The sequence below is a fragment of the Arthrobacter sp. G.S.26 genome (assembly GCF_050847375.1).
GTDB lineage: Bacteria > Actinomycetota > Actinomycetes > Actinomycetales > Micrococcaceae > Arthrobacter.
Window position 1 is genome coordinate 1,487,886 of sequence record NZ_CP193752.1, and the last position, 26,804, is coordinate 1,514,689.

General features: G+C 66.9%; 24 protein-coding genes. 19 read left to right on the plus strand and 5 right to left on the minus strand.

Annotation, left to right across the window (positions count from 1 at the left end; all coding sequences use genetic code 11):
• Nucleotides 1-5: 5 nt before the first annotated feature.
• The 7 genes from ACRB8A_RS06775 (at nt 6) to ACRB8A_RS06805 (ending at nt 8,242) form a co-directional block, all read left to right on the plus strand.
• Nucleotides 6-521, plus strand: a complete 516-nt coding sequence (locus ACRB8A_RS06775; RefSeq protein ID WP_235504708.1) for a hypothetical protein — start codon at nt 6-8, stop codon at nt 519-521.
• A gap of 79 nt (nt 522-600) precedes the next feature.
• Nucleotides 601-1,584 carry a bifunctional riboflavin kinase/FAD synthetase gene (locus tag ACRB8A_RS06780; protein ID WP_050687630.1) on the plus strand — a complete coding sequence of 328 codons (984 nt, stop codon included), beginning with the start codon at nt 601-603 and terminating at the stop codon, nt 1,582-1,584.
• A 94-nt stretch (nt 1,585-1,678) separates the two neighbouring features.
• Nucleotides 1,679-2,533, plus strand: a complete 855-nt coding sequence (kynA, locus tag ACRB8A_RS06785) for a tryptophan 2,3-dioxygenase (RefSeq protein ID WP_050687632.1) — start codon at nt 1,679-1,681, stop codon at nt 2,531-2,533.
• Complete coding sequence (locus ACRB8A_RS06790; RefSeq protein WP_432245876.1) at nt 2,530-3,789, plus strand: kynureninase; 1,260 nt, start codon at nt 2,530-2,532, stop codon at nt 3,787-3,789. Before kynA ends, ACRB8A_RS06790 begins: the two co-directional genes overlap by 4 nt.
• A 220-nt stretch (nt 3,790-4,009) precedes the next feature.
• Nucleotides 4,010-4,279, plus strand: a complete 270-nt coding sequence (rpsO, locus tag ACRB8A_RS06795; protein ID WP_050687636.1) for a 30S ribosomal protein S15 — start codon at nt 4,010-4,012, stop codon at nt 4,277-4,279.
• A 247-nt stretch (nt 4,280-4,526) separates the two neighbouring features.
• Entirely contained in the window at nt 4,527-6,785 is a 2,259-nt protein-coding gene (locus ACRB8A_RS06800; protein WP_050687638.1) for a polyribonucleotide nucleotidyltransferase, read from the plus strand.
• Between the two features lie 113 nt (nt 6,786-6,898).
• A complete protein-coding gene (locus tag ACRB8A_RS06805) occupies nt 6,899-8,242 on the plus strand; it encodes a M16 family metallopeptidase (protein WP_432245877.1) in 1,344 nt (447 codons plus the stop codon).
• A 129-nt stretch (nt 8,243-8,371) separates the two neighbouring features.
• Here ACRB8A_RS06805 and ACRB8A_RS06810 read toward each other — a convergent pair whose 3' ends face one another.
• Nucleotides 8,372-10,498: a DUF222 domain-containing protein gene (locus ACRB8A_RS06810; RefSeq protein ID WP_432245878.1), complete on the minus strand. Its 2,127-nt coding sequence runs from the start codon at nt 10,496-10,498 to the stop codon at nt 8,372-8,374.
• A 601-nt stretch (nt 10,499-11,099) separates the two neighbouring features.
• On the minus strand, nt 11,100-11,339 hold the full coding sequence (locus tag ACRB8A_RS06815; protein ID WP_432245879.1) for a hypothetical protein: 240 nt from the start codon (nt 11,337-11,339) through the stop codon (nt 11,100-11,102).
• Here ACRB8A_RS06815 and ACRB8A_RS06820 point away from each other — a divergent pair.
• Nucleotides 11,338-11,550: a hypothetical protein gene (locus ACRB8A_RS06820; protein ID WP_432245880.1), complete on the plus strand. Its 213-nt coding sequence runs from the start codon at nt 11,338-11,340 to the stop codon at nt 11,548-11,550. The two genes, ACRB8A_RS06815 and ACRB8A_RS06820, sit on opposite strands and share 2 nt — an antisense overlap.
• A gap of 117 nt (nt 11,551-11,667) precedes the next feature.
• Here ACRB8A_RS06820 and ACRB8A_RS06825 read toward each other — a convergent pair whose 3' ends face one another.
• Both ACRB8A_RS06825 and moaA read right to left on the minus strand, forming a co-directional pair.
• Complete coding sequence (locus ACRB8A_RS06825; RefSeq protein WP_050687673.1) at nt 11,668-11,934, minus strand: MoaD/ThiS family protein; 267 nt, start codon at nt 11,932-11,934, stop codon at nt 11,668-11,670.
• A 5-nt stretch (nt 11,935-11,939) separates the two neighbouring features.
• On the minus strand, nt 11,940-13,067 hold the full coding sequence (gene moaA, locus ACRB8A_RS06830) for a GTP 3',8-cyclase MoaA (protein WP_432245881.1): 1,128 nt from the start codon (nt 13,065-13,067) through the stop codon (nt 11,940-11,942).
• A gap of 298 nt (nt 13,068-13,365) precedes the next feature.
• On the opposite strand from moaA, the gene ACRB8A_RS06835 reads away from it, so the two are divergent.
• The 7 genes from ACRB8A_RS06835 to ACRB8A_RS06865 all read left to right on the plus strand — a co-directional run bounded on the left by ACRB8A_RS06835 (nt 13,366) and on the right by ACRB8A_RS06865 (nt 19,089).
• Nucleotides 13,366-14,907 (plus strand): molybdopterin-dependent oxidoreductase, encoded by a 1,542-nt coding sequence (locus tag ACRB8A_RS06835; RefSeq protein WP_432246021.1) that lies wholly within the window; start codon nt 13,366-13,368, stop codon nt 14,905-14,907.
• Between the two features lie 23 nt (nt 14,908-14,930).
• On the plus strand, nt 14,931-16,172 hold the full coding sequence (locus ACRB8A_RS06840; protein WP_432245882.1) for a molybdopterin molybdotransferase MoeA: 1,242 nt from the start codon (nt 14,931-14,933) through the stop codon (nt 16,170-16,172).
• Complete coding sequence (gene moaC / locus ACRB8A_RS06845; protein ID WP_432245883.1) at nt 16,160-16,654, plus strand: cyclic pyranopterin monophosphate synthase MoaC; 495 nt, start codon at nt 16,160-16,162, stop codon at nt 16,652-16,654. Before ACRB8A_RS06840 ends, moaC begins: the two co-directional genes overlap by 13 nt.
• 125 nt (nt 16,655-16,779) lie before the next feature.
• Nucleotides 16,780-17,259 (plus strand): MogA/MoaB family molybdenum cofactor biosynthesis protein, encoded by a 480-nt coding sequence (locus ACRB8A_RS06850; RefSeq protein WP_432246022.1) that lies wholly within the window; start codon nt 16,780-16,782, stop codon nt 17,257-17,259.
• A complete protein-coding gene (locus ACRB8A_RS06855) occupies nt 17,249-17,728 on the plus strand; it encodes a molybdenum cofactor biosynthesis protein MoaE (protein WP_056595875.1) in 480 nt (159 codons plus the stop codon). The genes ACRB8A_RS06850 and ACRB8A_RS06855 overlap by 11 nt, the downstream gene beginning before the upstream one ends.
• A gap of 107 nt (nt 17,729-17,835) precedes the next feature.
• Nucleotides 17,836-18,606 carry a 4-hydroxy-tetrahydrodipicolinate reductase gene (gene dapB, locus ACRB8A_RS06860; RefSeq protein WP_432245884.1) on the plus strand — a complete coding sequence of 257 codons (771 nt, stop codon included), beginning with the start codon at nt 17,836-17,838 and terminating at the stop codon, nt 18,604-18,606.
• A 3-nt stretch (nt 18,607-18,609) separates the two neighbouring features.
• A complete protein-coding gene (locus ACRB8A_RS06865; protein WP_050687684.1) occupies nt 18,610-19,089 on the plus strand; it encodes a hypothetical protein in 480 nt (159 codons plus the stop codon).
• A gap of 134 nt (nt 19,090-19,223) precedes the next feature.
• On the opposite strand, the gene ACRB8A_RS06870 is transcribed toward ACRB8A_RS06865, so the two are convergent.
• Nucleotides 19,224-20,462 (minus strand): heparan-alpha-glucosaminide N-acetyltransferase domain-containing protein, encoded by a 1,239-nt coding sequence (locus tag ACRB8A_RS06870; protein WP_285240815.1) that lies wholly within the window; start codon nt 20,460-20,462, stop codon nt 19,224-19,226.
• A gap of 150 nt (nt 20,463-20,612) precedes the next feature.
• Between ACRB8A_RS06870 and ACRB8A_RS06875 the strand changes: the two genes are divergently transcribed.
• The 4 genes from ACRB8A_RS06875 to ACRB8A_RS06890 all read left to right on the plus strand — a co-directional run bounded on the left by ACRB8A_RS06875 (nt 20,613) and on the right by ACRB8A_RS06890 (nt 26,788).
• Nucleotides 20,613-20,951 carry a hypothetical protein gene (locus ACRB8A_RS06875; RefSeq protein WP_050687687.1) on the plus strand — a complete coding sequence of 113 codons (339 nt, stop codon included), beginning with the start codon at nt 20,613-20,615 and terminating at the stop codon, nt 20,949-20,951.
• A gap of 166 nt (nt 20,952-21,117) precedes the next feature.
• Complete coding sequence (gene dapA, locus ACRB8A_RS06880) at nt 21,118-22,026, plus strand: 4-hydroxy-tetrahydrodipicolinate synthase (RefSeq protein ID WP_432245885.1); 909 nt, start codon at nt 21,118-21,120, stop codon at nt 22,024-22,026.
• 40 nt (nt 22,027-22,066) lie between these two features.
• Nucleotides 22,067-23,758: a ribonuclease J gene (locus ACRB8A_RS06885; protein ID WP_050687691.1), complete on the plus strand. Its 1,692-nt coding sequence runs from the start codon at nt 22,067-22,069 to the stop codon at nt 23,756-23,758.
• 120 nt (nt 23,759-23,878) lie between these two features.
• Nucleotides 23,879-26,788, plus strand: coding sequence for a DNA translocase FtsK (locus ACRB8A_RS06890; protein ID WP_432245886.1), 2,910 nt, complete (start codon nt 23,879-23,881; stop codon nt 26,786-26,788).
• Nucleotides 26,789-26,804: the final 16 nt, after the last annotated feature.

Consider the following 26,804-nt stretch of genomic DNA (forward strand, 5'->3'; position numbering starts at 1 on the left):
ACAACGTGAATGACGACCAGCGGCCCGCCGTCGGCAAAACCCCGGACGGCGACCACCACGGGACCCCGGCCGGCAACTCTTCGGAGGCCCCCGGGAATCCGGACGTTCCGGCCAGGAACACCCGCAACACAGGCCCGGGACGGCTCCTTATTGCCGTGTACGCGGTGTTTGCCCTCTCGGCCACGGCCCGCGCCGGCTACCAGATCCTGACAAAGTTCTCCGAGGCGCCGCTGGCCTACCTGCTGTCCGCGTTTGCCGCCGTCGTTTATGTGGTGGCTACCGTGTCGCTCGCGAAAGCGGGCAGCACCTGGTTCAAGGTTTCCGTGGCGGCCGTCCTGGTGGAGCTGGTGGGCGTCCTGGTGGTGGGTGCGCTGAGCGTGTTCGACTCCGTGCAGTTCCCCCACGAAACCGTGTGGTCTCTGTTCGGCAGAGGCTACGCCTTCATCCCGCTGCTGCTCCCCATCCTTGGCCTGGCTTGGCTGTACCGGCGACGTCCCGTGCGGGCAACGGCAGCGCCGTGATTGCGGGTACCCTTGGAGAGTTCCGCGGCCGGCGTGGTGGCGGAGCCTTGGTTTTTGCACGCAGTTTAAGGCGAGGGTGATGGTGTACATCTGGAACGATCCGTCCGAGGTCCCGGCAGACTTCGGCCCATCCGTTGTCACCTTTGGTAACTTCGATGGCGTTCACCGCGGGCACCAGCAGGTGCTGTCGCAGCTGATCCGTTCGGCCCGCCGGACGCATTCCAAAGCCGTTGCGGTCACCTTCGATCCGCACCCGGCGCTGATCCATCGCCCCGAAGAGGCCCCCGAGCTGATCATGGGCCTGGCGGACAAGCTGGAAGCCCTGGGGGAGCTGGGCCTGGACGGTGTCCTGGTGGTCAAGTACTCCCTGGACCTTGCCAGCCTCACCGCCGAGGAATTTGTGGAGCAGTTCCTGGTGGACTGTCTCGGCGCCAGCCACGTGGTGATCGGCCACGACGCCCGGTTTGGCAGGGGCAACTCCGGCGACCTGGACACCATGAAGGTGCTGGGCGAAAAGTTCGGCTTCGACGTCCAGGTGATCAGCGAGTTCGGCTCCGAGGGCTACCCGCTGCATAACGACGCCGGCACGGACCGGCGCTGCTCCTCCACCTGGGTACGCGAAGCACTTCAGGAGGGCGACGTGGCGACGGCGGCCGAAGTCCTGGGCCGTGCGCACCGGATGCGCGGCGAAGTGGTCCACGGCGCCGCCCGCGGCCGGGCCCTGGGATTCCCCACCGCCAACCTTTCCCCCGATGCCACCGGGCTGGTTCCCGCGGACGGAATTTATGCGGGCTGGCTGGTGGACGCCGCCGGGAAACGTTGGCCCGCGGCCATCTCCGTAGGCTCAAACCCGACGTTCGACGGCGTCAGCCGGCAGGTTGAAGCCCACGTTATCGACAGGCCCAAAGAGGCCGCCGAGGACTTCGATCTGTACGGCCAGACAGTGGTGGTGGAATTCACCGAGCGGCTCCGCGGGATGGTGGCCTACCGTGGTCCGGAGGCCCTGGTTGAGCAGATGTGCCTCGACGTTGTCCAGGCGCGGGACATCCTCGCCCAACACTGACAGGCCCCGCCCTTCCGGGCAGGCCACCCGGCCACCGCAGGCCACCCGGCCCGCGGTGTCAGCAAGTTGCACTGTCCGCAAGGAAAGGCACCACGTGTCCGTCGAAAAGAACACCCGCAAGCTGGACAAGGGGATTGTCAGGGACTTCAGCTCCCGGATGAGCTACGCCTCCTACCTGCAGTTGCCCACGCTGCTCAGCGCGCAGCAGCCGGTCAGCGAACCGGAGCATCACGACGAGCTGCTATTCATCATCCAGCACCAGACCACGGAGCTGTGGCTGAAGCTGGTGCTGCATGAGCTGCGCAGCGCGGCGGCCCGGCTGCGGGCCGACGACCTCGGAGCGGCACTGAAGGGTATCGCCCGGGTCAAGCACATCCAGAAGACCCTCACGGAGCAGTGGTCCGTCCTGGCCACGCTGACTCCCACCGAGTACTCACAGTTCCGTGGCTTCCTGGGGAACTCTTCGGGCTTCCAATCCAGCCAGTACCGTGCCGTGGAATTTGTCCTGGGCAACAAAAACCGCAAGATGCTGCCCGTCTTCGAGTCCGACCCCGAGGCGCACGCCATGCTGACGGACGTCCTGGAAGCGCCCAGCATCTACGACGAGTTCCTGGCCTATTTGTCGCGGCAGGGTTTCGAGGTGCCGGCTGCGGTCCTCGAGCGCGACGTCACCAAGGCCCACGAATTCACTCCCGCGCTGGTGCCGCTGTTCAAGCACATCTACGAGCAGGCGTCGGATAACTGGGGCGCCTACGAAGCCTGCGAGGAACTGGTTGACCTGGAGGACAACTTCCAGTTGTGGCGCTTCCGGCATCTCCGGACGGTCCAGCGGACCATCGGCATGAAATCGGGGACCGGCGGCTCCAGCGGGGCCGCGTTCCTGCAAAAGGCACTGGAACTGACGTTTTTCCCGGAACTATTCGCTGTCAGGACGGAGATCGGTCAATGAGCGCGGACCAAGTGGCGCCCGGCGCAGCCGCAGACCAGGCCCTGTCGCAGCGCGCGGCCCAGCTGGACGGCCAGGATCCGCTGGCCCGCTACCGCAGCCTTTTTGTAGGCACCGAAACGCCACTTTCCTACCTGGACGGCAACTCGCTGGGCCGGCCGCTGCAGCGCACCATCGGAGACATCACGGCGTTCATCAGCGACGGCTGGGGTGGCCGGCTGATCCGCGGCTGGGACGAGGACTGGCTGGAAATGCCGCAGCGCATCGGCGACCAGCTGGGCCGGGCGGTGCTCGGCGCTGCCCCGGGGCAGACCATCATCGCCGACTCCACCACAGTGGTCCTGTACAAGCTGATCCGCGCCGCCCTGGCCGCGGTGCAGGATCCTGACCGCAACGAACTGGTCCTGGACACGGAGAACTTCCCCACGGACCGGTACCTCGTCGAGGGAATCGCCCTGGAAGAGGGCCTGACGCTGCGCTGGATCGAAACGGATCCCGCGGCCGGAGTGACCGTTGACCAGGTGCGGGCCGCGACCGGGCCGCGGACCGCCGTCGTCCTCCTCAGCCAGATTGCCTACCGGTCCGGCCACCTGGCGGACCTGCCCGCCATCACCGCGGCCGTCCACGACGCCGGCGCCTTGGTGGTGTGGGACCTGTGCCACTCCGCGGGGTCGGTGGAGATCGCGCTGGACAGTGCAGACGTGGACTTTGCGGCGGGCTGCACCTACAAATACCTGAACGGCGGGCCGGGTTCGCCCGCGTTTGCCTACGTGAACCGGCGCCACCTGGCCGGGCTGAACCAGCCCATCTGGGGTTGGATGGGCCGCAAGGACGCGTTCGCGATGGCGGCCGGCTACGAACCGGCCGAGGGGATCCGCGCATTCCTGAGCGGCACCCCGGCCATTTTCGGGATGCTGGCCATGCAGGGCACGCTGGACCTCATCGAAGAGGCCGGCATGGCCGCCATCCGGGACAAGTCGGAACACCTCACCGCGTTTGCCGTGGAGATCTTCGATGCGTGGCTGGCACCCCTGGGCGCGGAGCTGGGCTCGCCGCGGAACCCGGGGGAGCGGGGCAGCCACATCACCGTGGACCATCCCGGCTTCACCAAGGCCGACGTTGCTGGCCTCTGGGACGGGGACGTCATCCCCGATTTCCGGGCGCCACATGGCATCCGGGTGGGCCTTTCGCCGCTGAGCACCAGCTTCGCCGAGGTCCTGCAGGGGATGGCAGCCATCCGGTACCGGCTCGCCGCCTAGGCCGTTTCCGGGCGGGCTGCCGGATCCTGCGCCGCCGGGAAGGCGTGTTTCGACATAATTGGGCCGCGGCCGGTAAACTGGACGATGGATCCGGCTGCAGTCCGTGGCGGCTGGTTCCTGTTGTGTACGGCCGCACCCGGTTTTTCCGGTTGGCCGCCGCGGCAGACCCGGCAGTGAATTACTGACCCGGGCCCTCACGGCACATTCCCAAGGAGTTATTGTGGCACTTGACGCCGCTGTAAAGCAGTCCATCATCAAGGAATACGCAACCGGCGAAGGCGACACTGGTTCGCCCGAGGTGCAGGTTGCAGTCCTGACCCAGCGGATCAAGGATCTGACTGAGCACATGAAGGAGCACAAGCACGATTACCACACCCAGCGCGGTCTGCTGGGCATGGTCGGTCGTCGCAAGCGCATGCTTGGCTACCTGAAGAAGACCGACATCGCCCGCTACCGTGCGCTCATCGAGCGTCTCGGCCTGCGCCGCTAGTCGGACTTCCGGGCGGCCCAGCCCCAGTTGGGGCCGGGCTGCCCTGTTCCACCAAAAAAACTAAACAGGAGGATCAACCGCATCAGGCATTCGCGGTCCTCGGTAGTGATCCCCGGGAACGGCAGCAACGTATGGCTGCCCCGGCCCGTGGGTCTCGATCGACGACCGGGTGCAGGGCCAGTCGACAAATGCTGGCCTGGGTTGATGCGGCTGGACTTCCGTAAAAACAGAAACGGAGGTGACTCTCTTGGAGGGTCCCGAAATCCAGTTCTCAGAAGCCGTCATTGACAATGGCCGCTTCGGCAAGCGTGTAATCCGCTTTGAAACCGGCCGCCTCGCCAAGCAGGCAGCCGGCGCAGCCATGGTGTACATCGACGAAGACACCGCACTGCTGTCCGCCACCACTGCCGGCAAGCACCCGCGCGAAGGCTTCGACTTCTTCCCGCTGACGGTGGATGTCGAAGAGCGTATGTACGCTGCCGGCCGCATCCCGGGCTCGTTCTTCCGCCGCGAAGGCCGCCCCTCCACCGAAGCCATCCTGGCCTGCCGCCTTATGGACCGCCCGCTGCGCCCCGCCTTCGTTAAGGGCCTGCGCAACGAAGTCCAGATCGTGGTGACCGTCCTGGCCATCAACCCCGACGAGCTCTACGACGTGGTGGCCATCAACGCCTCCTCCATGTCCACGCAGCTTTCGGGTCTGCCGTTCTCCGGCCCCATCGGCGGCGTCCGCGTTGCCCTGGTTGCCGACGAGCACGGTTCACAGTGGGTTGCTTTCCCCAAGCACTCCCAGCTGGAAAACTCGGTCTTCAACATGGTTGTTGCCGGCCGCGTTGCCGGTGACGACGTCGCCATCATGATGGTGGAAGCCGAAGCAACCGACAACTCCTGGAACCTCATCAAGGAACAGGGCGCCACCGCCCCCACCGAAGAGGTTGTCTCCGAGGGCCTCGAGGCTGCAAAGCCGTTCATCAAGGCACTCTGCGACGCCCAGGCCGACCTTGCCGGCCGGGCCGCCAAGCCCACCGTTGAGTTCCCCGTCTTCCTGGACTACCAGGACGATGTGTACGCCGCTGTTGAAGCCGCTGCTGCCGACAAGCTGGCCGCCGTCTTCCAGATCGCCGACAAGCAGGAGCGCGACGTCGCAACTGATTCCTTGAAGGATGAGACCATTTCGTCCCTGGCCGGCCAGTTTGAAGGCCGCGAGAAGGAACTGTCCGCAGCATTCCGCTCGGTCACCAAGCAGGTTGTGCGCCAGCGCATCCTCAAGGACCAGATCCGCATCGACGGCCGCGGCCTGACGGACATCCGCCAGCTCACCGCCGAGGTAGAGGTCCTGCCCCGCGTTCACGGTTCGGCCATCTTCGAACGCGGCGAGACCCAGATCATGGGTGTCACCACGCTGAACATGCTCAAGATGGAACAGCAGATCGATTCGCTGTCGCCCGTCACACGCAAGCGCTACATGCACAACTACAACTTCCCGCCATACTCCACCGGTGAAACCGGCCGCGTGGGTTCGCCCAAGCGCCGCGAAATCGGCCATGGTGCCCTGGCGGAACGCGCCCTCGTGCCCGTCCTGCCGTCCCGCGAGGAATTCCCCTACGCCATCCGCCAGGTATCCGAGGCACTGAGCTCCAACGGCTCCACCTCCATGGGTTCCGTATGCGCCTCCACCCTGTCGATGCTGAACGCCGGTGTGCCCCTGAAGGCAGCCGTCGCCGGTATCGCCATGGGCCTGGTTTCCGACCAGGTTGACGGCCAGACCCGCTACGCCGCGCTGACCGACATCCTCGGCGCCGAAGATGCCTTCGGCGACATGGACTTCAAGGTTGCCGGTACTTCCGAGTTCGTCACGGCCATCCAGCTGGACACCAAGCTCGACGGCATCCCCGCTTCCGTGCTGGCAGCAGCACTGAAGCAGGCCCGCGAAGCCCGCCTGCACATCCTTGAGGTCCTCAACTCGGCCATTGACACCCCGGACGAACTCTCCGAGTTCGCACCGCGCGTCATCGCCGTGAAGATCCCCGTGGACAAGATCGGCGAGGTCATTGGGCCCAAGGGCAAGATGATCAACCAGATCCAGGAAGACACCGGCGCCGACATCTCCATCGAGGACGACGGCACGGTCTACATTGGCGCCACGAACGGGCCGTCTGCAGACGCAGCACGCTCCGCCATCAACGCCATCGCGAACCCGCAGGTTCCGGAAATCGGCGAGCGTTACCTGGGTACGGTCGTCAAGACCACCACCTTCGGTGCCTTCGTATCGCTGACCCCGGGCAAGGACGGCCTCCTGCACATCTCCGAGCTCCGCAAGCTGGCCAACGGCAAGCGCGTGGACAACGTTGATGATGTCGTCTCCGTGGGCCAGAAGGTCCAGGTTGAGATCACCAAGATTGACGACCGTGGAAAGCTTTCACTCTCCCCGGTGGTAGCCGAGGAAGAGGGCGCAGACGACACCGAACGCGCCCACGCCACGGAGCCCGCTGAAGGTGCCGACGTCTGAGACGTTCCCTGACCGGAACACGAGCATAAAACGGCGGGGCCGGTGGATGATCCACCGGCCCCGCCGCTGTTACGATGGCAGCCAGATCCGGCTGCACCTCCTGAAAGGCCTCAATGACTGTTGTACCCCTGCCCCTCGAGCAGAACCATCCCGGTGACACCCTGGTCCATGGCTCCGAAGGCGGCTCCGAAGTCCGCCGGTCCGTGCTGCCCGGCGGTGTTCGGGTTCTGACCGAAGCGATGCCCGGCCAAAGGTCGGCGACCATCGGTTTCTGGGTAGGCGTGGGGTCACGCGATGAAGCCCCCGGACAGCACGGCTCCACGCACTTTCTTGAACACCTGCTGTTCAAGGGCACCAAGCGGCGCACCGCGCTGGAGATCGCCTCGGCATTTGACGAGGTGGGCGGCGAATCAAACGCAGCCACGGCCAAGGAAAGCACCTGCTACTTTGCGCGCGTCCTGGACACCGACCTGCCCATGGCCATCGATGTCATTGCCGACATGATCACCGGCGCTGTCCTTGACCCGGCCGAGATGGAACAGGAACGGGACGTGATCCTCGAGGAAATCGCCATGGACAGCGATGACCCCACCGACGTCGCCCACGAGCATTTCGTCGCCTCGGTCCTGGGGAGCCACCCTTTGGGCCGGCCCATCGGCGGAACCCCTCACGCCATCCGTGCGGTTGCCCGCGATTCGGTGTGGGAGCACTACCGGCGCTACTACCGGCCCGACGAGCTGGTCATCACCGCAGCTGGCGGCCTGGACCATGATGTGGTGTGCGGGCTGGTGGTTGACGCGCTGAAGTCGGCGGGCTGGAACCTCGAATCCGATGCTGCACCCGTTGACCGGCGCTCAACGGAACGCGCCCTCATCACCGGCACCGCCGGACTGCAGGTGATCAAGCGTGCCGTGGAGCAGGCCAACATCATCATGGGCTGCCCCACCATCGTGGCCACCGACCAGCGGCGCTACGTCATGAGTGTCCTCAACGCCGTCCTGGGCGGCGGCATGTCCTCACGCCTGTTCCAGGAGATCCGCGAGAAGCGTGGGCTGGTGTACTCCACGTACTCGTTCGCGTCCTCTTACGCCGATGCCGGCTACTTCGGAATGTACGCCGGCTGCACGCCGTCCAAGGTCCGCCAGGTCCTGGATCTGCTGGGCGTTGAATTGGACAAGCTGGCCGAGCACGGCATTTCCGAGGAGGAGCTGCGCAAGGCCGTTGGCCAGCTGTGCGGCGGCATCGTGCTGGCCCTTGAAGACACCGGGTCCAGGATGTCCCGGCTGGGCCGGGCCGAACTGGTCTCCGGCGAGTACCAGGACATCGATGAGACCCTTCGCCTGATTAAGGCAGTGACTGCTGAGCAGGTGCAGGAACTCGCGGCCGAGCTCGCAGCTGCGCCCCGGACCGTCACGGTGGTGGGCCCCTTTGATGAGTCCGAGACGTTCGGGCTCTGACACCATCCTGCAGCAAGTAGTAACGGAACGGCTCAGGCCGGACTGCCGCCACGTCCGGTGCGCTGTCCGGCCTGAGCCGTACCTGGTTGCTGGAGTCTCGGGGTGTCCAGCGTGCGGAAGTCCGAAGGTTCAGGGCAAGGGAAGTCCGTGACTGACAAGGTAGCTGCTCAGGAGGCCGCCTTCAGTCACCTCATAGTCGTAAATGTCTTCACCTGAGCGGAACCTGTCCAGGAGTTCCTGCTCAACTAAGTCCGGTTCGTGAAAGTCCGGCAGGAAGGTCATTTGCTCGAACGTGGCACCCTCGAATATGGGTTGGTGAATGGAATCCGGCCCGCCTTGCATTGACGCAAGGCGTTCGCTTTCCTGTCTGGTATGTGCCCAGGGTGGTTCCGGGTTTGCTGTGATTTGTGGTGGTTCTGCCGGTTCCGGTGTGGGGTGTTGTTGGGTCCACTCGGACGGCCAGGTGGGTGGTTCGTGGTCGGGGTGTTCGGCGGGGTAGTAGCGGCCGGTGGGTGAGAGCCAGCCGGGTGGGTGGTTTTTGGTGGCGGTGGTGGGGGTCCAGGTGGTGTTGTGTTTGAGGTGGTGGTGTTTGGGGCAGAGTTGGTTGAGGTTGTTGATTCCGGTGGTGCCGCCGTGGTGCCAGGGGTGGATGTGGTCGGCGTCGTTGTCGAGGGTGTTGTTGTTGCATCCGGGGAAGGTGCATTTGGCGTCGCGGAGTCGGAGCCAGTGGCGCATGGCGGGGGTGAGGCGGTAGTTTTTGCGGCCGATTTCCAGGGGTGCGCCGTCGCGGGGGTCGATCAGGACGCGGTGGAAGGACTCGGCGCCGTTGGCGATGAGGTCCCTGGCCATGGAGGCGGGGATGGGTCCGTAGCCGTCAAGGATCGCTGGCTCGTCGGTGGCTCCAAGGAGGGCCATGACCGGGACGGTGATCAGGACCTGCGCCCTGGGTACCGGAACATCACCCCACGCCCTTGCCGAGGTAAACGGCGCCCCCGAACCCGAACCCGAACCCGAAACGGAATCCGGGCCTGATCCTGAATCCGAGCCTGAATTCGGGCCTGATCCGGAATCCGGGCCGGAGTCCGGGCTGGTGGTGGAACCGGCGGCTCCTGAACCAGTGGCAGCATCGGAACCGGCGTTGACTTCGGCGGCTCCTACGTTGGTGGCTGCGGGACCGGTGACTGCGGTGCTGGTGGTGGGGTGCTGTTGTGTGGGGGTGAGTCCGGCGGTGAGGAGGGCTTCGACGAGGTTGTCGGCGCGGCGTTGGGGCAGGGTGCGGGTCTCGTGGGGGCCTTGTTGGCCGCGGGAGATCGCGGTGAGCCGGTTGTGGATCGCTTCGGCGCTTGGCGCGGGGAGGCAGGCGCTGAGCCAGGCCATTCCGTCCCGGGCCGGGGTGAACTCGACCCTGCGGTCCGCGGCGGATCGGTGATGGCGTTCTTCGATGGATTCGGGGTGGTGGCGTTCGCGCCAGGAACGCACCTTGGCCCGTAACCGTCCCGGGACCAGGACCGCCGCGACACACCGCCCGGCCAGGACACTGCCGGTGGCCGGATCGGGGGCAGGCGTCAGGAGTGGGTCTGCCGGGTCAGCGCCTGCAGGATCAGGCACATCGATCGGGTCCGGGAGTGCAGGATCGGGGAGGGTGGGATCCGGGAGGGTGGGGTCCGGGAGTGTGGGGGTGAGGAAGTGGGTTTCGAGGGCGGTGGTTCCGGCGTGGGGCAGGCCGGTGCATTCATCGGTGAGGACCCGGGCGTGCTGGTAGGTGATTTCCCCGGCGGCCAGTGCCGCGAGCGTCAGCGGCTGGGTGGCGGCAAGCTGGTAGCTGGTGCTGACCAGGTCCGCCGCGGCCCCGGCCCCGAGACCAAGGATCCCGCCGACCTCAGCGATCAGGGAGATTTCCCGGGCCCGTTGATGCTGGTTCGAGATCCCCGGTGGGGTGAGGGCCTCTTCAATCCCCACATACTGAGCAACAGTCAACGCCTTGACCGCCGCGAGCCCGGCCTCAACGCGCCGCACCACGCCCAGGCGCTGTAACCGGTTTTCCTTGGCCCGCTCCAGCAGGTCCTCCCCGGACCAGTCATCCTCCAACGCAACATCCGCGACCCCGGCCAAAGCCTTCAAGTCCGTCAACGCGCTCAACGCCGCATCGATCACAACGCCCACCGCGTCAGAAGCACCCACCCCACCAGAACCGGAAACAGCGGCACCCGGAACCGGGTTCCTGCCGTCCGTTTCTGGAGCTTCGTTGCCGTCCATAACCCCAGCATAGGGAGGGGGTACGACAATCGATCCGGCCACGAAAACATCCCCAGAAAGAGCCCCGGGAGCAGCCGGACCAGAGTCCCTGCCGTCCGTTTCTGGAGCTTCGTCGCCGTCCATAAAACCAGCATATGCAGGGGGTACGACAATTTGGCCGGAGGCAGGAACGGCCCGCGAATCAAGCCTGTCACCAGCGCCAACATCAACCCCAGGAGCAGGCGGAACAGAGTCCCTGCCGTCCGTCTCTGGAGCTTCGTTGCCGTCCATAAACCCAGCGTAGGAAGGGGGTACGACAACCGGATCCGACGGGAAACCGGACGGAGCGGCCCCGCAAACAGCAGCCGGAACGGAGTCCACTGCCGTCCGTGCCTGGAGCCTCTTCACCGTCCATAAAGGCAGCATAAACAGGGGGGTGTGACCTTCCGGCTGGGCCCCGAAATAGCCAGGACATCAAGGCCCCGCCCGAAGCCGGCGCCAGTCCCAAGCGGTCTGCGGGACGGACCCTGGCACAATCCCGGAACGGGACCGGAATCCCGTGCTCCCTGACCAAGCCATCCTGACCCTAAGCCAAGGATTGGCAGTCGTCGGGTACAGCCCTTCAGCCAAGGCACGGCTGACAATGCTGCAGCCCGGACCCCCGCCACACCAGGGCGTGCCCGGCGAAGTGCTGAACGTGGCGGCACAACTGCTCGCGTGCGGGGCGGGCACCGGAAGCCCGGGTCTGCATCGGCTCCGGCAGGTGGCTGCGGGCAACCAGGATGGCTGCGCTCTCCGCCGGCAGCACGTCGCCACTCGCAGTCACAATCCATGGCTGTTCGCCGGCGGCGAGGCTGGACATGTTTGCCCGGTGCTTCGGCCTGACCCGGCCACAAGGGGAACTGCTCGACCTGGCCGCCGCGGGGGCCAGGACTGCTGCCATCGCGGCAGCCCAGGCGGTCAGCCCCTATACGGTCCGGGACCAGATCAAGCAGATCTCCCAGGCAGGCGCCGTCCACAGCCGCGCGTCACTGCTGGCACTGGCCATGGGCACAGCGCCCCGGCTCTCCTGAAACACATACCCAAACATCACGCACCACAGGACCAGCAAAGCTTCCGGCAAAGTGTGCAGCCCGGACTCGACCAACCATTGCCACCTCAACCGGTAACGCACAAAAGGACGAAGCGCCCTATCCGCCGGCAAACGGCGGCAGCACGTCAACGGTGTCGTCGGCGCCGACAACCGTGGACCGGTCCCGGACTGCCACCTCGTTCAACAGGAAGCTGGAGCGGGCCAGGATGCGTGGCAGCGGGGGAGTGCCTGCGGGCGGCGCACTCCGTTCCACGGCTTCGATTGCCGCCAGGAGGTCGGCAACGGACGCGCCGGCGGGCAAGGTGAAGGACTCTTCCTCCAGGCCTGCGGCAGCGCGCGCGGCAGCGAAGTATCGTACGTTCATTGCTGTCAGCCCCCGATGGCGCTCATGCTGCGATCCGGTTGGACAAAGTCCGGAGCGTCGAGTCCCACGTGGTCCATGCCGTGGGCTTTGGGTTTGATCCACATGGCATCCTGCCAGCGCCGGGCCAGGGCATCATCGTCAGCCCCGGAGCGCAGCAGGCCCAGCAGGTCGAATTCCTCGCGCGAGAACAGGCAGCTCATGATCTTGCCTTCGGCGGTGATCCGGGTCCGACGGCAATCGGAACAGAACGGCTCCGTGACGGAGGCGATAATTCCCACGGTGCCCACCACCCGTCCGGACTGATCCGCGGTCCCTGCCTCCCGGCGTCGTACTTCAAAGCGTTCCGCCGGTGCGCCGTCACGTGCGCGGCCGTCCGGGCTGAGGACAAAGTCCTTGGAGAGCAGTCCGCGGATCTCCGCCGCTGTGATCATGTTGCGCCGGGTCCAGCCGTGGTCGGCGTCCAGCGGCATCTGTTCGATGAACCGCAGCTCGTACCCGCGCTCCACCGCCCAGGCGAGGAGCGAAGGGGATGCGGCGTCGTTGATGCCGCGCATCAGCACTGCGTTGATCTTGACGGGTCCCAGGCCCGCAGCCCACGCCGCGTCCACGCCCGCCAGCACCTGGTCCAGGAACGGCCGGCGGGTCAGCTGCGTAAAAGTTTCCTCATGCAAAGTATCCAGCGACACGTTGATCCGGGTCAGGCCTGCAGCCTTGAGCGGCGCAGCTTTTTTGGCCAGCCCAACACCGTTGGTGGTCATGGAAATGGGAAGGTCCGGGTGGTTGCGCCGCAGCGCCGAGATGATGTCCACGAGGTCGTGGCGCACCAGCGGTTCGCCGCCGGTCAGCCGCAGTTCGCGGACGCCCAGGTGGTCCACGCCGATCCTGACAATCCGGATGATTTCGTCCGCCGACATCACTGCCTGCTTGGCCAGCCACTCCAGCCCTTCGGCCGGCATGCAATAGGTGCAGCGAAGGTTGCACTTGTCCGTCAGGGACAGCCGCATGTCGGTGGCGCGACGGCCGTAACGGTCAGCGAGTCCCGCCGGGGCGTCTGACGGCCGGGCCGGGGGCACGCCGGGGCCCTCCTGGTCTGTCCCCTCCCGGGGCTGCGGCATGCCTAGCTGGACACTCATGATTTCAGGCTACGCCACCCCGGCAAGGACGCCATACCAGATGACGGACCTGACCGTTTCCAGTGAATCCCCGGATGCCGCCGCCGGGGGCAAATTACCGCCCTATGCTGGGTTTGTGGATATCTCCCGGAACGATCAGGCAACGCACGACGGCGGCGCTGGCGGTGGGCGGGCAGGTGGCAGTTCTTCGCCGTCGGGCCCGGGCGCGGGGCAGGAAAGCGGTCCGCGCACGGCCCGGGAAAATGGCCGGGAACAGGCGCAGGAATCCACCCAGGAGGCCGCACACCCAACCGTCCCAGTGTCCCGTTCCCGCTACGCCGCAGCCGCCGGAGTGGTGGCCGTGGGAGCGGCAGTTGTTGTGGGGGAGACGCTGGCCGGGCTGGTGAGCCCATCCCTGTCACCCCTGACCGCTGTCGGCGGATCGGTGATCGACGCAGTTCCGCCCGGCGTGAAGGAATGGGCGATTTCGCTGTTCGGCACCGCAGACAAAGCGGCACTCCTGGTGGGCATGGCCCTGGTCATTGCGTTGCTGGCCGCCGTTGCCGGTGTGGTGGAGGACCGCCGCCGGTACGCCGGCGTGGCGGTCGCAGGGATCTTCGGCCTCGCCGGCGTCGCTGCCGTCCTCACCCGGGCGCAGCTGACGCCCGTCGCCCTGGCCATGCCCGTGGTCACCGCGGTGGTTGCCGGTTTCCTGCTGAGCTTCCTCATCCGCAGGCTCCAGGCCTGGCTAGGGCCAACAGAACCGGGAACTACGTCCGGCACTGTTGCCGCCAACCGCCGCCGCTTCCTGCAGGTGCTCGGTGGCGGTGCCGTGGCCACCGCCGTGGGCGGGACGCTGGCGGGGATCTGGCGGAACGCCGCGGACGGGGTCCGCGAAGCCAGGGCCCGCATCAGCCTCCCGTCACCCGCGGCCCCGGCACCGGCCATCCCCGCAGGAGCGGAGACAGGCCTGGCCGGCATGCAGCCGCTCGTTACGCCCAACGATGATTTCTACCGCATTGACACCGCACTCGCCGTACCCACCATCAACCCCGATACGTGGACGCTGAAGGTCACCGGATTGGTGGACCGCAACGTGGAGCTCAGCTTCGCGGACCTGATGGCCAAGCCCCTGACCGAACGCCACGTCACCATCGCCTGCGTGTCCAACAACGTAGGTGGCGACCTGATCGGCAACGCCCGCTGGCTGGGCTGGCCCATCCGGGAACTCCTCACCCTGGCCGGGCCGCAGGCCGGTGCTGACATGGTGCTCTCCCGCAGCGCTGATGGCTGGACCGCCGGCACACCCCTCGAAGCCCTCACCGACGACCGGGATGCCTTGCTCGCGGTGGGTATGAACGGCGAGCCGCTGCCCGTGGAACACGGCTTTCCCGTCCGGATGATCGTCCCGGGCCTCTACGGCTACGTCTCCGCGACCAAATGGGTGACGGAACTGAAGCTGACGCGCTTCGCCGATGACGAGGGCTACTGGACGCCCCGCGGCTGGTCCGAACGCGGACCCATCAAGATCTCCTCCCGGATCGATGTCCCCCGCAGCAACGCGTCCGTCGCTGCAGGCACAGTCATGGTGGGCGGGGTGGCCTGGGCCCAGCACACCGGCATCGGCAAAGTGGAAGTACGGATCAACCGCGGGCCGTGGCAGGAAGCCGGCCTGGCCCCCGGGATCTCCGTGGACACCTGGTACCAATGGCAGCTCGGGGTGGACCTCACGCCCGGCCAGTACGAACTCCAGGTCCGGGCCACGGATCTCAACGGCAAGGCGCAGGACGAGGCAGGCAGGCCCGTCGCGCCGGACGGAGCCACGGGTTTCCACACGGTTAGAGTTGACGTGAAATCCTGATGGCCGCAACCGAAGGCGCACCCATGACCAGCCAGCACTCCGCCGGCCATTCCCACCACGGCGCACGTTCCGTCGCCGCGCACATGGCTGCAGTGCGGCAACTGTTGACTGCACTCAGCTCCGACGGACGGACGGAAGTCCTTCCGCTGGTGCAGGCCCTGGGCCGTGCCCTGGTTGACGGGGTGATCGCCCCCGTCAGCCTGCCGCCCTTCGCCAATTCGCAGATGGACGGATACGCGGTGCGGTCGGCTGACGTGTCCGACGGCGGCGCTGAGCTCCGCATAGCCGCTCCCGTTCCAGCGGGGCAAAGTCCGCAGCCGCTGGCACCGGGAACGGCGGCACCCATCATGACCGGCGCTCCGATCCCGGCAGGTGCCGACGCCGTAGTACAGATCGAACGCGCCGTTCCGGACCGTTTCCTGGCGCCGGGTGGGAAGGGGACCGTCCAGCTGCCGGCCGTGGCGCCGGGGACCTTTGTCCGGGCCACGGGCAGCGATGTGGCTGCCGGTCAGCAGGTACTGGCGGCGGGGACCTTCCTTGGCCCCGCGCAGTTGGGGCTCCTGGCAGCCCTGGGCCTCCCGGAGGCCACCGTGCACAGCAAAGTCACTGTGCTCCTGGTGACCACCGGCGACGAGGTAGTGGAACCGGGCAAACCCCTGGCGCCAGGGCGGATCTACGACGCCAACGGCACCCTCCTTGAAGCCGCCATGACGCAGGCGGGCCTGCGGGTGCTGCGTGCCGGCATCGCCACGGACAACCCGGTTCACTTCCGGGAACTGCTGCGCACCCAAGGCGCCGCAGCGGACCTGATCGTCACCACCGGCGGTGTCAGCAAGGGTGCCTACGAGGTGGTGCGGCAGGCCATGGCGGACGAACCCGTGGAGTTCCTGCACGTGGCCATGCAACCGGGCGGGCCCCAGGGCATCGGCACCTTCGACGGCATCCCGTTCCTTGGCTTTCCGGGAAACCCGGTCAGCGCCCTGGTGTCCTTTGAGATGTTCCTCCGCCCGGCGCTTTCGGCACTGTTCGGCTCACCCGCCGTCAGGCTGCCGCTCCGGGCCAGGCTGGGCCACAGCCTGTCCTCGCCGGCAAACAAGCACCAGGTCCGCCGCGGCAGCCTCGCCCCGGACGGCACGGTCCGGCTGGAGGGTGGCGAAAGCTCGCACCTCCTGCACGCCCTGGCAGGCTCCAACGTCCTGGTACACGTCCCGGAGGGCGTCTCCGCGCTCGGCGCAGGGGAAGAGGTGGAAGTATGGATGCTGTGAATCCTGAACCGATCCCTGCCGCCCTGACGCACCTGCGTACCGATGGCAGCGCCCAGATGGTGGATGTCTCAGCCAAGGCCGAGACCACCCGCGAGGCCACCGCCACCGCCACCGTGCAGACCACCGCCGAAGTAATGGGCCTGCTCGGCTCCGGAGGACTGCCCAAGGGCGATGCGCTCGCCGTCGCCCGTGTGGCCGGCATTATGGCCGCCAAAAAGACCCCCGAGCTCATCCCTTTGTGCCACCCCTTGCCGCTGGCGAAGGTTACCGTTGACTTTGAACTGGAAGCAGCGGCCGTCACCGTGAACGCCACCGTTAAGACCCGCGGCGTCACCGGGGTGGAGATGGAAGCGCTCACCGCGGTGAGTGTCGCGGCCCTCAGCGTGTACGACATGATCAAGGCCGTGGACAAACACGCAATCCTGACGGACATCAAGGTCCTCGCGAAAAGCGGCGGCAAGAGCGGAGACTGGACCCTGTGAGCACCTCCACCCCGGACGCCGGTTCCGGCGCGCACCCGCACGCCGCGGCCGGCAACGATCCAAGCACCGCCGAGCAGTCCCCGGCCCGCCCCGCCGCCCCGGCGGAACCCCACACCCACGGCGAGGTGCAGGGCCGCAATGCCGGTGTGGTGATCGCCTCCACGCGGGCCGCCGCCGGAATCTACACCGACGAAACCGGCCCCGTGATCACCGACTGGCTGACCGAACACGGCTTTGAGGTGTTTCCCGCCATGGTGGTTCCCGACGGCGAGCCCGTGGGCGCAGCCATCCGCGCCCTGCTGACCCAGCACCCCGCCGTCGTGATTACCAGCGGCGGCACGGGCCTCAGCCCGGACGACCGCACCCCTGACGTCACCCTGCCGTTCCTGGACCGGGAGATCCCGGGCATTATGGAGGCCATCCGGCGCGCCGGAGCGGAAAAGACCCCGCTTGCAGCGCTCAGCCGCGGGCACGCCGGCGCGGCCGGCAGCACCTTCATCGTCAACCTGCCGGGCTCGCCCAAGGGGGTCATGGACGGCCTGCACGTCCTGGATCCCGTGCTGGGTCACCTCTGCGACCAACTGGACGGCGGACATGGCCACTGAATCAACCTTCGAGGTGGTCTCCGCGGTCCTGAGCGCCGACCCCATTTCCGTGGACCACGCCATCGCGGCTGTGGAAAGCGACACCGCCGGCGCCGTGGTCAGCTTCTCCGGCGTGGTCCGCAACCACGACGGCGGCAAGCCCGTGGACCGGCTCAGCTACAGCGCGCACCCCACCGCGCACCAGGTGATGGCCGACGTCGTTGCCCGCCTTGTGGCGGAGCAGTCGGCCGCCGCTGGGGGAGCGGAAACCGGCGCGCCCGCCCAACCGGTCAGGATCTGGGCCGCGCACCGGATCGGTACGCTGGAAATCGGCGACCCCGCCCTGGTCTGCGCCGTCTCCGCCGCCCACCGCGGCCAGGCTTTCGCGGTCTGCTCGGAACTGGTGGACCGGATCAAGGACCAGGTGCCCATCTGGAAGGAACAGTTCTTCTCCGACGGCACCGTGGAATGGGTGGGCGCCGGCAGCTGACCGGCGCCACGGAGAGGCTTCCCGGACCGCCGCTCACTGCTGTTCCTGCGAGGTAACGCACACCGCCCGGTTCCAGCGCGCGCCGGGCCCACCGGTAGGGTTAACCCATGACCCAAAAACACCCCGATCCCAAGCTGGTGGCCGTGCTGGGCGCCAATGGCCGTATGGGCGCCGAAGCCGTAAAAGCCATCAACGCAGCAGCGGACATGGAGCTTGTCGCGGCACTGGGCCGCGGCGATTCCCTGGACCGGGTTGCCGCCGCAGGCGCGCAGTATGTGGTGGACCTGACGGTTCCCGAAAGCACCGAGGAGAACGTCCTCTTCGCCGTGGAGCACAACATGCACGCTGTGGTGGGCACCACGGGCTGGGATGCCCACCGGCTCTCCGCCCTGGAGGCCCTGCTGGCGGAGCATCCGGAAACCGGGGTGCTGATTGCGCCCAACTTTGCCCTGGGCTCTGTGCTTGCGTCCGCGTTCGCGGCCAAGGCTTCCCGTTACTTTGAATCGGTGGAGATCATCGAGCTGCACCACCCGGACAAGGTGGATGCCCCGTCCGGTACCGCCGTGCGCACCGCCCAGCTGATCGCGGCCGAGCGCAGTGCCGCGAAGGTGCCGGCCAGCCCCGACGCCACCACCAGCGAACTTGCCGGCGCCCGCGGCTGCGACGTCGACGGGGTCCGCGTGCACAGCGTCCGCCTCCGCGGCCTGGTGGCGCACCAGGAAGTCTTGCTGGGCGGACCCGGTGAGCAGTTCACCCTCCGGCACGACTCCTTCGACCGGGCGTCCTTTATGCCCGGCGTCCTGCTGGGTGTCCGCAGCGTTGCGGACCACGCCGGCCTGATTGTGGGCCTGGACGGCTACCTGGATCTGGGGCTGTAGGCAGTGAAGGCGTTTTTTGCGGGATTCCGAAAGAACCGCACCAAAATCTGGGTTGGCGCGGTTACGCTGCTGCTGGTGTTCTACCTTGTGGTGTCGTTCCAGCGCTCCATCCTGCTGCTGGCGGACAACAACCTGGCGGCCAAGGCGATCGGTGCCGCCTACCTGGTGCTCCCCATCATTGGCGCCTGGGCCATGATCCGTGAGCTGATGTTTGGTGCCCGCACCGAGCAGATGGCCAACGTCCTCGCCGCCGAGGGTGGCCTGCCCGTGGACGACCTGCCCCGCACGCCTGCGGGCCGGATCATCAGGTCCGCCGCTGATGCCGAATTCGAAAAATACAAAGCCGAAGCCGAGGCTGCCCCCGGTGACTGGCGTTCCTGGTTCAGGCTCAGCTGCGCCTATGACGCCGCGGGCGACCGGAAACGTGCCCGCGCCTCGATGCGTGATGCCGTCAAGCTGTTCCAGGGCAAAGTCCCCGCCTGACAGGGTGGTGTGCGCTGACCCGGTGCGGCGCGCTGAGGGGTGCCACACGCTTAGCCGGTGCGGTGCGGCCGGTTGCCCGGGAGTTCGTCCCGGGAATTCCCAGGGGTGCGTTCGGGCATGGCAGCCGGCCTGGGTCAGCCGGCCTGGCTGCCCCGGCCGGCCCGGTTCGCCGCGTGGCCCAGCAGCTCCAGTGGGCCCCGCCATTTAAGGAGCGCGAACAGCACGCCCACGGCAACGGCAGCGCCCGCCTGCGCGAAGTACATGCCCTCCTCCGTCCACCCGGCAGGGAGCGGCTTGAGGTAGAGGGCGGAGACCACCCATACGTGGAGGGTATAGAGCGTCAGCGTCATGGCGCCGGCGCCGCGCAACGGCAGCAGCAGGTCAAGGTCCACCCATTCGGCCAGCCTGCCCAGCAGCAGGCAAGCACCGATCACGGCCGCGGCCACGGCGGACGTGTGCAACAGGTCCAGGGTGGTCCCTGAATGCGGTGCTGCCGATGCCAGCCACCACCAGGACCCCTCCTGGGGTATCCCCGTGAGGTTGACCTGCAGGATGCTCTTCAGCGGGTAGCCGGGCGCGTTCAGCAGGTCCTCCAGTGCTGCCCTGCCGCCCCAGTTCTCCATGGCCGTAACTCCAAGGGTTTTCGCCAGGACCGCGGTGACGGTTCCGCCCACCAGCAGCAGGACGGGAACCTGGGCCTTGCTGAGCGCCAGCCGGCCGATCACCAGGCCCACCAACAGGTACGACAACCATTGGAAGACGGGGTAGTAACCCGTGAAAAACAGGTCAGCGAGCAGCCGCGCCGGGGTCCCCAGATCCTCCCAGGAAGGGTTGTGTCCCAGTTTCAGCGGGGGAGTACCCGCCAGCAGCCAGGGCCGAAGCAGGTACGCCAGGACCGGTGAGGCGAGGAGCCAGCCTGCCGCCCAGGCGCACAAGGGCCTTAATCCCAACCCCATGAAGGGCAGGACGCACAGGAACAGCAACGCGTAATGGACCAGGATGATGGCCAGGTTCACTTCCAGCCCGCCCAGGGTGAGCCCGACGGCGGCAATCACCAGGGCGCGCAGTGCCACACCCCGCCGGGCTGCCCACAGCGGCGACCCGGCCAGGGGCTGGTGCTTTCCGGTGGACAGGGCGAGGCCCACACCGGCAAGGACAGCAAACAGGGCTGCTGCCCGGCCGGAAAAGGCCAGGCCAATCCAGGTGGGGGTCAGGTTGGCGTTCTGTTCAAACGTGGCCAGCAGGTGGGTGGCCATCATGCCCAGCAGGGCCAGGCCCCGGGCAGCGTCGATGCCGTAAAGCCGCCCTGTCGCTGGCCGGCCGGCGGGCTTTCCGGTCTTCCCGGTCGATCGGGCCTGACGGCTGGAAGTCATGACCAGATCGTCTCATACCGGGCCATGAAGGGCTGCGGCCCCGCAGCGCTGAAGCCACAAGGCCCAGGTCCGGGCGGATTATCCAGCGGCCCATTCCATCCCGGGTGCGCACCCTTGAATTCGAATATATGTTCGAATAGACTGACCCGCATGCACACTCCACCACACCGGGTCCCTGCCCCCGAAACCGGCAGTACGGGGCTTATGAAAGCCATGAGTCCGGGCACCGTCGACTACCTTTTCCGACAGCTCGTAGCCGGCAGGCCGGCCGAGGACGTCCAATGGGCCAACGAGGGCATCAGCCTCACGGCACAGCCGGAGGGTGCTGAGCTCGCGCGCCGGCTGGCCGAGACGGACCTTGACGCCCTCACTCCGCTGGAGCTCTTCAATTACGTCAGGGCCGCCCAGCGGCTGGCCGACTGGGCCGAAAACCTTCGGCAGGCAGCCGTTGGAAGATACTGCCACGCGCCGGAGCAACGGCCGGCCTGAGCTTCCCACGCCCGTCCGCAGAGCGGCTTCCCGGGGCAGGCGGCCACCCGCCAGCACCGCAAAGCGGCTTCGGAAGCCCCATCATGACTTATGAAGCCGGTTGTTTGACGTTCATCACGCCCGTGGCATTGTCCTAACCAGCATGGGACAGGGTAACGTTTTTTCCATGTCTGACTTTTCCGCGCACACCCCTGCCCTTGGTTCACTCCTGACTGCCATGGTTACTCCGTTCACCAAGGACGGCGCAGTGGACTACGAGCAGGCAAAGGCGCTCGCCACCAAGCTTGTGGATGACGGCTGCGACGGCCTGGTGGTCACCGGAACCACCGGCGAAACCTCCACCCTCACGGATGCGGAAAACCTCGGCATGTTCCGTGCCGTCAAGGAAGCTGTGGGGGACCGGGCCGCCATCATCGCCGGTACCGGCACCAACGACACGGCACACTCGGTCCACCTCTCCCAGGAAGCCGCAGCCCTCGGCGTCGACGGCCTGCTCCTGGTGACCCCTTACTACAACAAGCCCAGCCAGGCCGGCATCAGGGCGCACTTCGAGGCCGTCGCCAACGCCGTCGACGTTCCCGTGATGCTCTACGACATTCCCGGCCGCTCCTCCATCGCCATCGAACCGGACACCATGATCCGCCTGGCGCAGCACCACAACATCGTCGCCGTCAAGGACGCCAAGGCCGACTTCGTCGCCGCCGCACGCGTAATGGCCGAAACCGACCTCGCGTTCTACTCGGGCGACGACGGACTGACGCTGCCCTGGATGGCCCTCGGCGCGGTCGGCCTCGTCGGTGTCACCACGCACGTGGCCACCCGCCGGTTCCGCGAACTCATCGACGCCGTCAACGCCAACGACCTCGGCACCGCCCGGAAGATCAACGCCGAACTGCTGCCCGTGGTCCGCGCCACCATGACCCGGGTCCAGGGCGCCGTCGCAGCCAAACAGATTCTTAAATGGCAGGGAGTCCTGCCCAACTCGATTGTCCGTTTGCCCCTCGTGGAGCCGGACGAAGCCGAGATCGAAACCATCCGCGGGGATTTGGCGGAAGCGGGGCTGGTCTTCTCCTGAAAACGCTGACCCGCACCTTCCGCCTGGAAAGAAGTGCACTATGACCCAAGTCGCCCTCACCGGCCTCGTTACTCCTCCCCGCCTGCCCCAGGGCACGCTGCGGATCGTCCCCCTGGGCGGACTCGGGGAGATCGGCCGGAACATGGCCGTGTTCGAAATCGACGGCAAGCTGCTGATCGTGGACTGCGGTGTCCTCTTCCCTGAGGAAACCCAGCCCGGCGTGGACCTGATCCTGCCCGATTTCTCCTACATCGAGGACCGTCTCGACGACATCGTCGCCGTGGTCCTCACGCACGGCCACGAAGACCACATCGGCGCCGTTCCGTACCTGCTCCGGCTGCGCGCCGACATCCCGCTGGTGGGCTCGCAGCTCACGCTTGCCCTCATCGAGGCCAAGCTGCAGGAACACCGCATCCGGCCCTACACCCTGACCGTCGAGGAAGGGCAAGTGGAGAAGTTCGGTCCGTTCGAATGCGAATTCGTTGCCGTCAACCACTCAATCCCGGACGCCTTGGCCGTCTTCATCCGCACCGCAGGCGGCACGGTCCTGCACACGGGCGACTTCAAGATGGACCAGCTGCCCCTGGACGGCCGCATCACCGACCTCCGGCACTTTGCCAAGCTCGGCGAAGAGGGCGTTGACCTGTTTATGTCGGACTCCACCAACGCCGACGTCCCCGGCTTCACCACCGCGGAAAAGGAAATCGGCCCCACGCTGGAACGGCTGTTCGGCCAGGCCAGCAAGCGGATCATCGTCGCCTCGTTCTCCTCGCACGTGCACCGCGTCCAGCAGGTCCTTGACGCCGCGGCCAAGCACAACCGGAAGGTGGCCTTTGTGGGCCGCTCCATGGTGCGCAACATGGCCATCGCGGAGAAGCTTGGCTACCTTGACGTCCCTTCAGGCCTGATTGTGGACATCAAGAACATCGATAACCTGCCGGACAACCGCGTGGTCCTGATGTCCACCGGCTCGCAGGGCGAGCCCATGGCGGCGCTGTCCCGCATGGCCAACGGTGACCACAGGGTGGTGGTGGGTGACGGCGACACCGTCATCCTGGCCTCCAGCCTCATCCCCGGCAACGAAAACGCCGTCTTCCGGATCATCAACGGCCTGCTGAAGCTCGGCGCCGACGTGATCCACAAGGGCAATGCGAAGGTCCACGTCTCCGGCCACGCCGCCGCGGGCGAACTGCTGTACTGCTACAACATCCTCGAGCCGCTGAACGCCATGCCGGTCCACGGCGAAACCCGCCATCTGATGGCCAACGGCAAGATCGCCATCGAATCCGGCGTTCCCGAGGCCAGCGTGATCCTCGCCGACAACGGCACCGTCATCGACCTCAAGGACCACCGCGCAGACGTGGTGGGCCAGGTCGAGGTCGGTTTTGTCTACGTCGACGGTTCCAGCGTGGGTGAAGTCACGGAAGCGGACCTCAAGGATCGCCAGACCTTGGGCGACGAAGGATTCATTTCCATCATCACCGTGATCAACCGGACCACCGGCAAGGTGGTCTCCGGCCCCGAAATCCACGCCCGCGGCGTGGCCGAAGATGATTCAGTCTTCGATGAGATCATTCCCAAGATCAACGCCGCCCTGGAAGAGGCAGTGCTGAACCGCACCGACCACACCAGCCACCAGCTGCAGCAGGTGGTCCGCCGAGTGGTGGGCACGTGGGTCAACCGCAAGCTCCGCCGCAAGCCGATGATCATCCCCGTGGTGCTCGAAGCGTAGGACGCCTTACCCCCGCCAGGAAGGCCCGGTTCTTCGGAACCGGGCCTTCCTGCGTGGAACCGCACCCTGAAGGGCCCGAAATCCGCGGAATACCGGCCCGGTTCGGGTACCGTGGCTACCATGGCCACACGTACTACTTCCGCGCCCAACGGGACCGGCAAGGGCAGCTCCGGCAACAAATCCGGCGGCTCCACGGGCCGCGGTTCCGGCGCGGCTGCCGCCCGGACCGGCCGGGCTGCCGGCTCCGCTGGTTCCCAGCGCACCCGCCAGCTTCCCGTCGTCGAGCACCACCAGCCCTGGCTTCTGCGGGTGGTGGGTGGTGCCTGGCTGGGCATCGGGCACCTGGTGGGCGGCGGCGTACGCCGGATCGGCCACGACGTCAGCGACCTCCCCGCGGAGGAACGCCGCGACGGCGCAGCCCTGTTCAACCTGGCCCTTGGCGTCTTCATCGCCACCTTTGCCTGGTGGGGCCTCACCGGCTGGTTCCCCGACGCCGTCTACGCCGTTGTCAACGGCACCTTCGGCTGGATGTCACTGCTGCTGCCGCTGATGCTTTTTGTGTGCGCGTTCCGGCTGTTCCGTAGTCCGTCCGACGGGCGCGGCAACAACCGGGTGGGCATCGGCTTCCTGATCATGACCTTTGCCGGCAGCGGCCTGGCCCACGTCATCGGCGGCCAGCCCACCGTGGCGCAGGGCTTCGACGGACTCCGGCAGGCCGGCGGCATGCTCGGCTTCCTGGCCGCGACCCCCCTGGCTGCCATTCACGCCGCCGTGCCCCTGGTGGCCTATGGCGTGGTGGCCTTCGTGTCGCTGCTCATCATCACCGCCACCCCCTTCGGCGCGATCCCGCGGCGGCTCCGCGGCGGCTACGAGCACCTGATGGGCATCGACCTGATGGAACAGGACGGGGACAGCGACACCCACGACCGCAGCTACCTGGAGCGCCCGGCACCGGCGGCACCCAAAAAGAAGAAGCGCCGCCTCTTCGGCAGGGACGACGACGGCGATACAGGTTTGGAGGGCTACGTCGGGGACGAGGCCTTCGAGCATGCAGTGATCGATGACGACGCTGAAGCACCGAAGAAGGGCCGCCCGGCCCCGGGCGTCCGCCGTCCCACCCAGGCGGAAATCGCCGTCGAGAAGATCAAGGCGGCCCAGGGCCTGGGCAGCGCCGCCGCGCCGGCCGGGAACGCCACGGAGTCCATCCCGCTGATCACGCCCGGCATGGCCGCAGCCGGCCTGGCAGCCTCCGCGGCGCCCGCCGCAGCCCCGCACGTTCCGGCCAAGCCGGTCACGCCCGCGCCGCCGCCCACCCCCATCCCGCAGCGCACCGAGCAGCTGTCCCTGGCCGGCGACGTTACCTACACCCTGCCGTCGTCGGACGTCCTGACCCCCGGGTCCATCCCCAAGGAACGCACCGAAGCCAACGACGCCATTGTTGCCTCCCTCACGGAAACCCTGACCCAGTTTAATGTCGAGGCCCAGGTCACCGGGTTCAGCCGCGGCCCAACCGTGACCCGGTACGAGATTGAACTTTCGCCGGGCACCAAGGTGGAGCGGGTTACGGCCCTGTCCAAAAACATCTCCTACGCCGTTGCCTCCAGCGATGTGCGCATCCTGAGCCCCATCCCGGGAAAGTCCGCCATCGGGATCGAAATCCCCAACACGGACCGCGAGACGGTCTCGCTCGGTGACGTGCTCCGCAGCCAGAACGCCCGCCGCACCGACCACCCCATGGTGATGGGTGTGGGCAAGGACGTTGAGGGCGGCTACGTGGTGGCCAACCTCGCCAAAATGCCCCACCTGCTGGTGGCCGGTGCCACCGGTGCCGGTAAGTCCTCATTTGTGAACTCGATGATCACCTCAATCCTCATGCGGGCCACCCCGGACGAGGTGCGGATGGTTATGGTGGACCCCAAGCGTGTGGAGCTCACCGCCTATGAAGGTGTCCCGCACCTGATCACCCCCATCATCACCAACCCCAAAAAGGCCGCCGAGGCGCTGCAGTGGGTGGTCCGGGAAATGGATGCCCGCTACGATGACTTGGCCAACTACGGTTTCAAGCACATCGACGACTTCAACAAGGCCGTCCGCGCCGGCAAAGTCCAGCCGCCCGTCGATTCCAAGCGGGTCATCCGGCCGTACCCGTACCTGCTGGTGATCGTGGATGAGCTCGCCGACCTCATGATGGTGGCCCCGCGCGATGTTGAGGATTCCATTGTCCGCATCACCCAGTTGGCCCGCGCCGCCGGCATCCACCTGGTGCTCGCCACCCAGCGGCCGTCCGTGGATGTTGTCACCGGCCTGATCAAGGCCAACGTGCCCTCCCGCATGGCCTTCGCCACGTCCTCCGTGACGGACTCCCGCGTGGTCCTTGACCAGCCCGGCGCCGAGAAGCTGATTGGCCAGGGTGACGCGCTGTTCCTGCCCATGGGCGCCTCCAAGGCCATGCGTGTCCAGGGCGCCTGGGTCACCGAATCGGAAATCCACAAGGTGGTGGAACACGTCAAGGGCCAGCTGAAGGCCGTCTACCGCGACGATGTGGCCCCCGAGGCGCAGAAGAAGCAGATCGACGACGACATCGGGGACGACCTCGAGGTCCTGCTGCAGGCCACCGAACTGGTGGTCACCACCCAGTTCGGCTCCACCTCCATGCTCCAGCGGAAACTGCGTGTGGGCTTCGCGAAGGCGGGCCGGCTGATGGACCTGCTGGAGTCCAGGGGAGTGGTGGGTCCCTCCGAGGGCTCCAAGGCCCGCGACGTCCTGGTCAAGCCTGACGATCTCGCCCCCGTCCTCGCTGCCATGAAGGGCCAGGAAGCACCGGCCACACCCGACGCCCAGACTGCGGCGCTGAGCGATAACGCCAACGCCAACGTCGCCCAGGGCGGCTACGCCGAGGACCTGGTGGCCGCGGATCTGGACCAGCGCAAGCAGAACGTGGAATATTACGACGGCTCGGATTCGGCCCCGGGAGGCTACGGAGATGACGACGAAGGCTCCGAGGACGCCTGGTCGCTGACCGGACGCTAGGCGCTGGCAGGTAGCC

Bases quoted from the DNA above. Each gene is read 5' to 3' on its own strand.
- ACRB8A_RS06780 (WP_050687630.1), top strand. From the start codon at position 601: ATGGTGTACATCTGGAACGATCCGTCCGAGGTCCCGGCAGACTTCGGC.
- ACRB8A_RS06790 (WP_432245876.1), top strand. From the start codon at position 2,530: ATGAGCGCGGACCAAGTGGCGCCCGGCGCAGCCGCAGACCAGGCCCTG.
- ACRB8A_RS06805 (WP_432245877.1), top strand. From the start codon at position 6,899: ATGACTGTTGTACCCCTGCCCCTCGAGCAGAACCATCCCGGTGACACC.
- ACRB8A_RS06810 (WP_432245878.1), bottom strand. From the start codon at position 10,498: ATGGACGGCAACGAAGCTCCAGAAACGGACGGCAGGAACCCGGTTCCG.
- ACRB8A_RS06820 (WP_432245880.1), top strand. From the start codon at position 11,338: ATGTTTGCCCGGTGCTTCGGCCTGACCCGGCCACAAGGGGAACTGCTC.
- ACRB8A_RS06815 (WP_432245879.1), bottom strand. From the start codon at position 11,339: ATGTCCAGCCTCGCCGCCGGCGAACAGCCATGGATTGTGACTGCGAGT.
- ACRB8A_RS06825 (WP_050687673.1), bottom strand. From the start codon at position 11,934: ATGAACGTACGATACTTCGCTGCCGCGCGCGCTGCCGCAGGCCTGGAG.
- moaA (WP_432245881.1), bottom strand. From the start codon at position 13,067: ATGAGTGTCCAGCTAGGCATGCCGCAGCCCCGGGAGGGGACAGACCAG.
- ACRB8A_RS06840 (WP_432245882.1), top strand. From the start codon at position 14,931: ATGACCAGCCAGCACTCCGCCGGCCATTCCCACCACGGCGCACGTTCC.
- moaC (WP_432245883.1), top strand. From the start codon at position 16,160: ATGGATGCTGTGAATCCTGAACCGATCCCTGCCGCCCTGACGCACCTG.
- ACRB8A_RS06855 (WP_056595875.1), top strand. From the start codon at position 17,249: ATGGCCACTGAATCAACCTTCGAGGTGGTCTCCGCGGTCCTGAGCGCC.
- dapB (WP_432245884.1), top strand. From the start codon at position 17,836: ATGACCCAAAAACACCCCGATCCCAAGCTGGTGGCCGTGCTGGGCGCC.
- ACRB8A_RS06870 (WP_285240815.1), bottom strand. From the start codon at position 20,462: ATGACTTCCAGCCGTCAGGCCCGATCGACCGGGAAGACCGGAAAGCCC.
- ACRB8A_RS06875 (WP_050687687.1), top strand. From the start codon at position 20,613: ATGCACACTCCACCACACCGGGTCCCTGCCCCCGAAACCGGCAGTACG.
- dapA (WP_432245885.1), top strand. From the start codon at position 21,118: ATGTCTGACTTTTCCGCGCACACCCCTGCCCTTGGTTCACTCCTGACT.
- ACRB8A_RS06885 (WP_050687691.1), top strand. From the start codon at position 22,067: ATGACCCAAGTCGCCCTCACCGGCCTCGTTACTCCTCCCCGCCTGCCC.
- ACRB8A_RS06890 (WP_432245886.1), top strand. From the start codon at position 23,879: ATGGCCACACGTACTACTTCCGCGCCCAACGGGACCGGCAAGGGCAGC.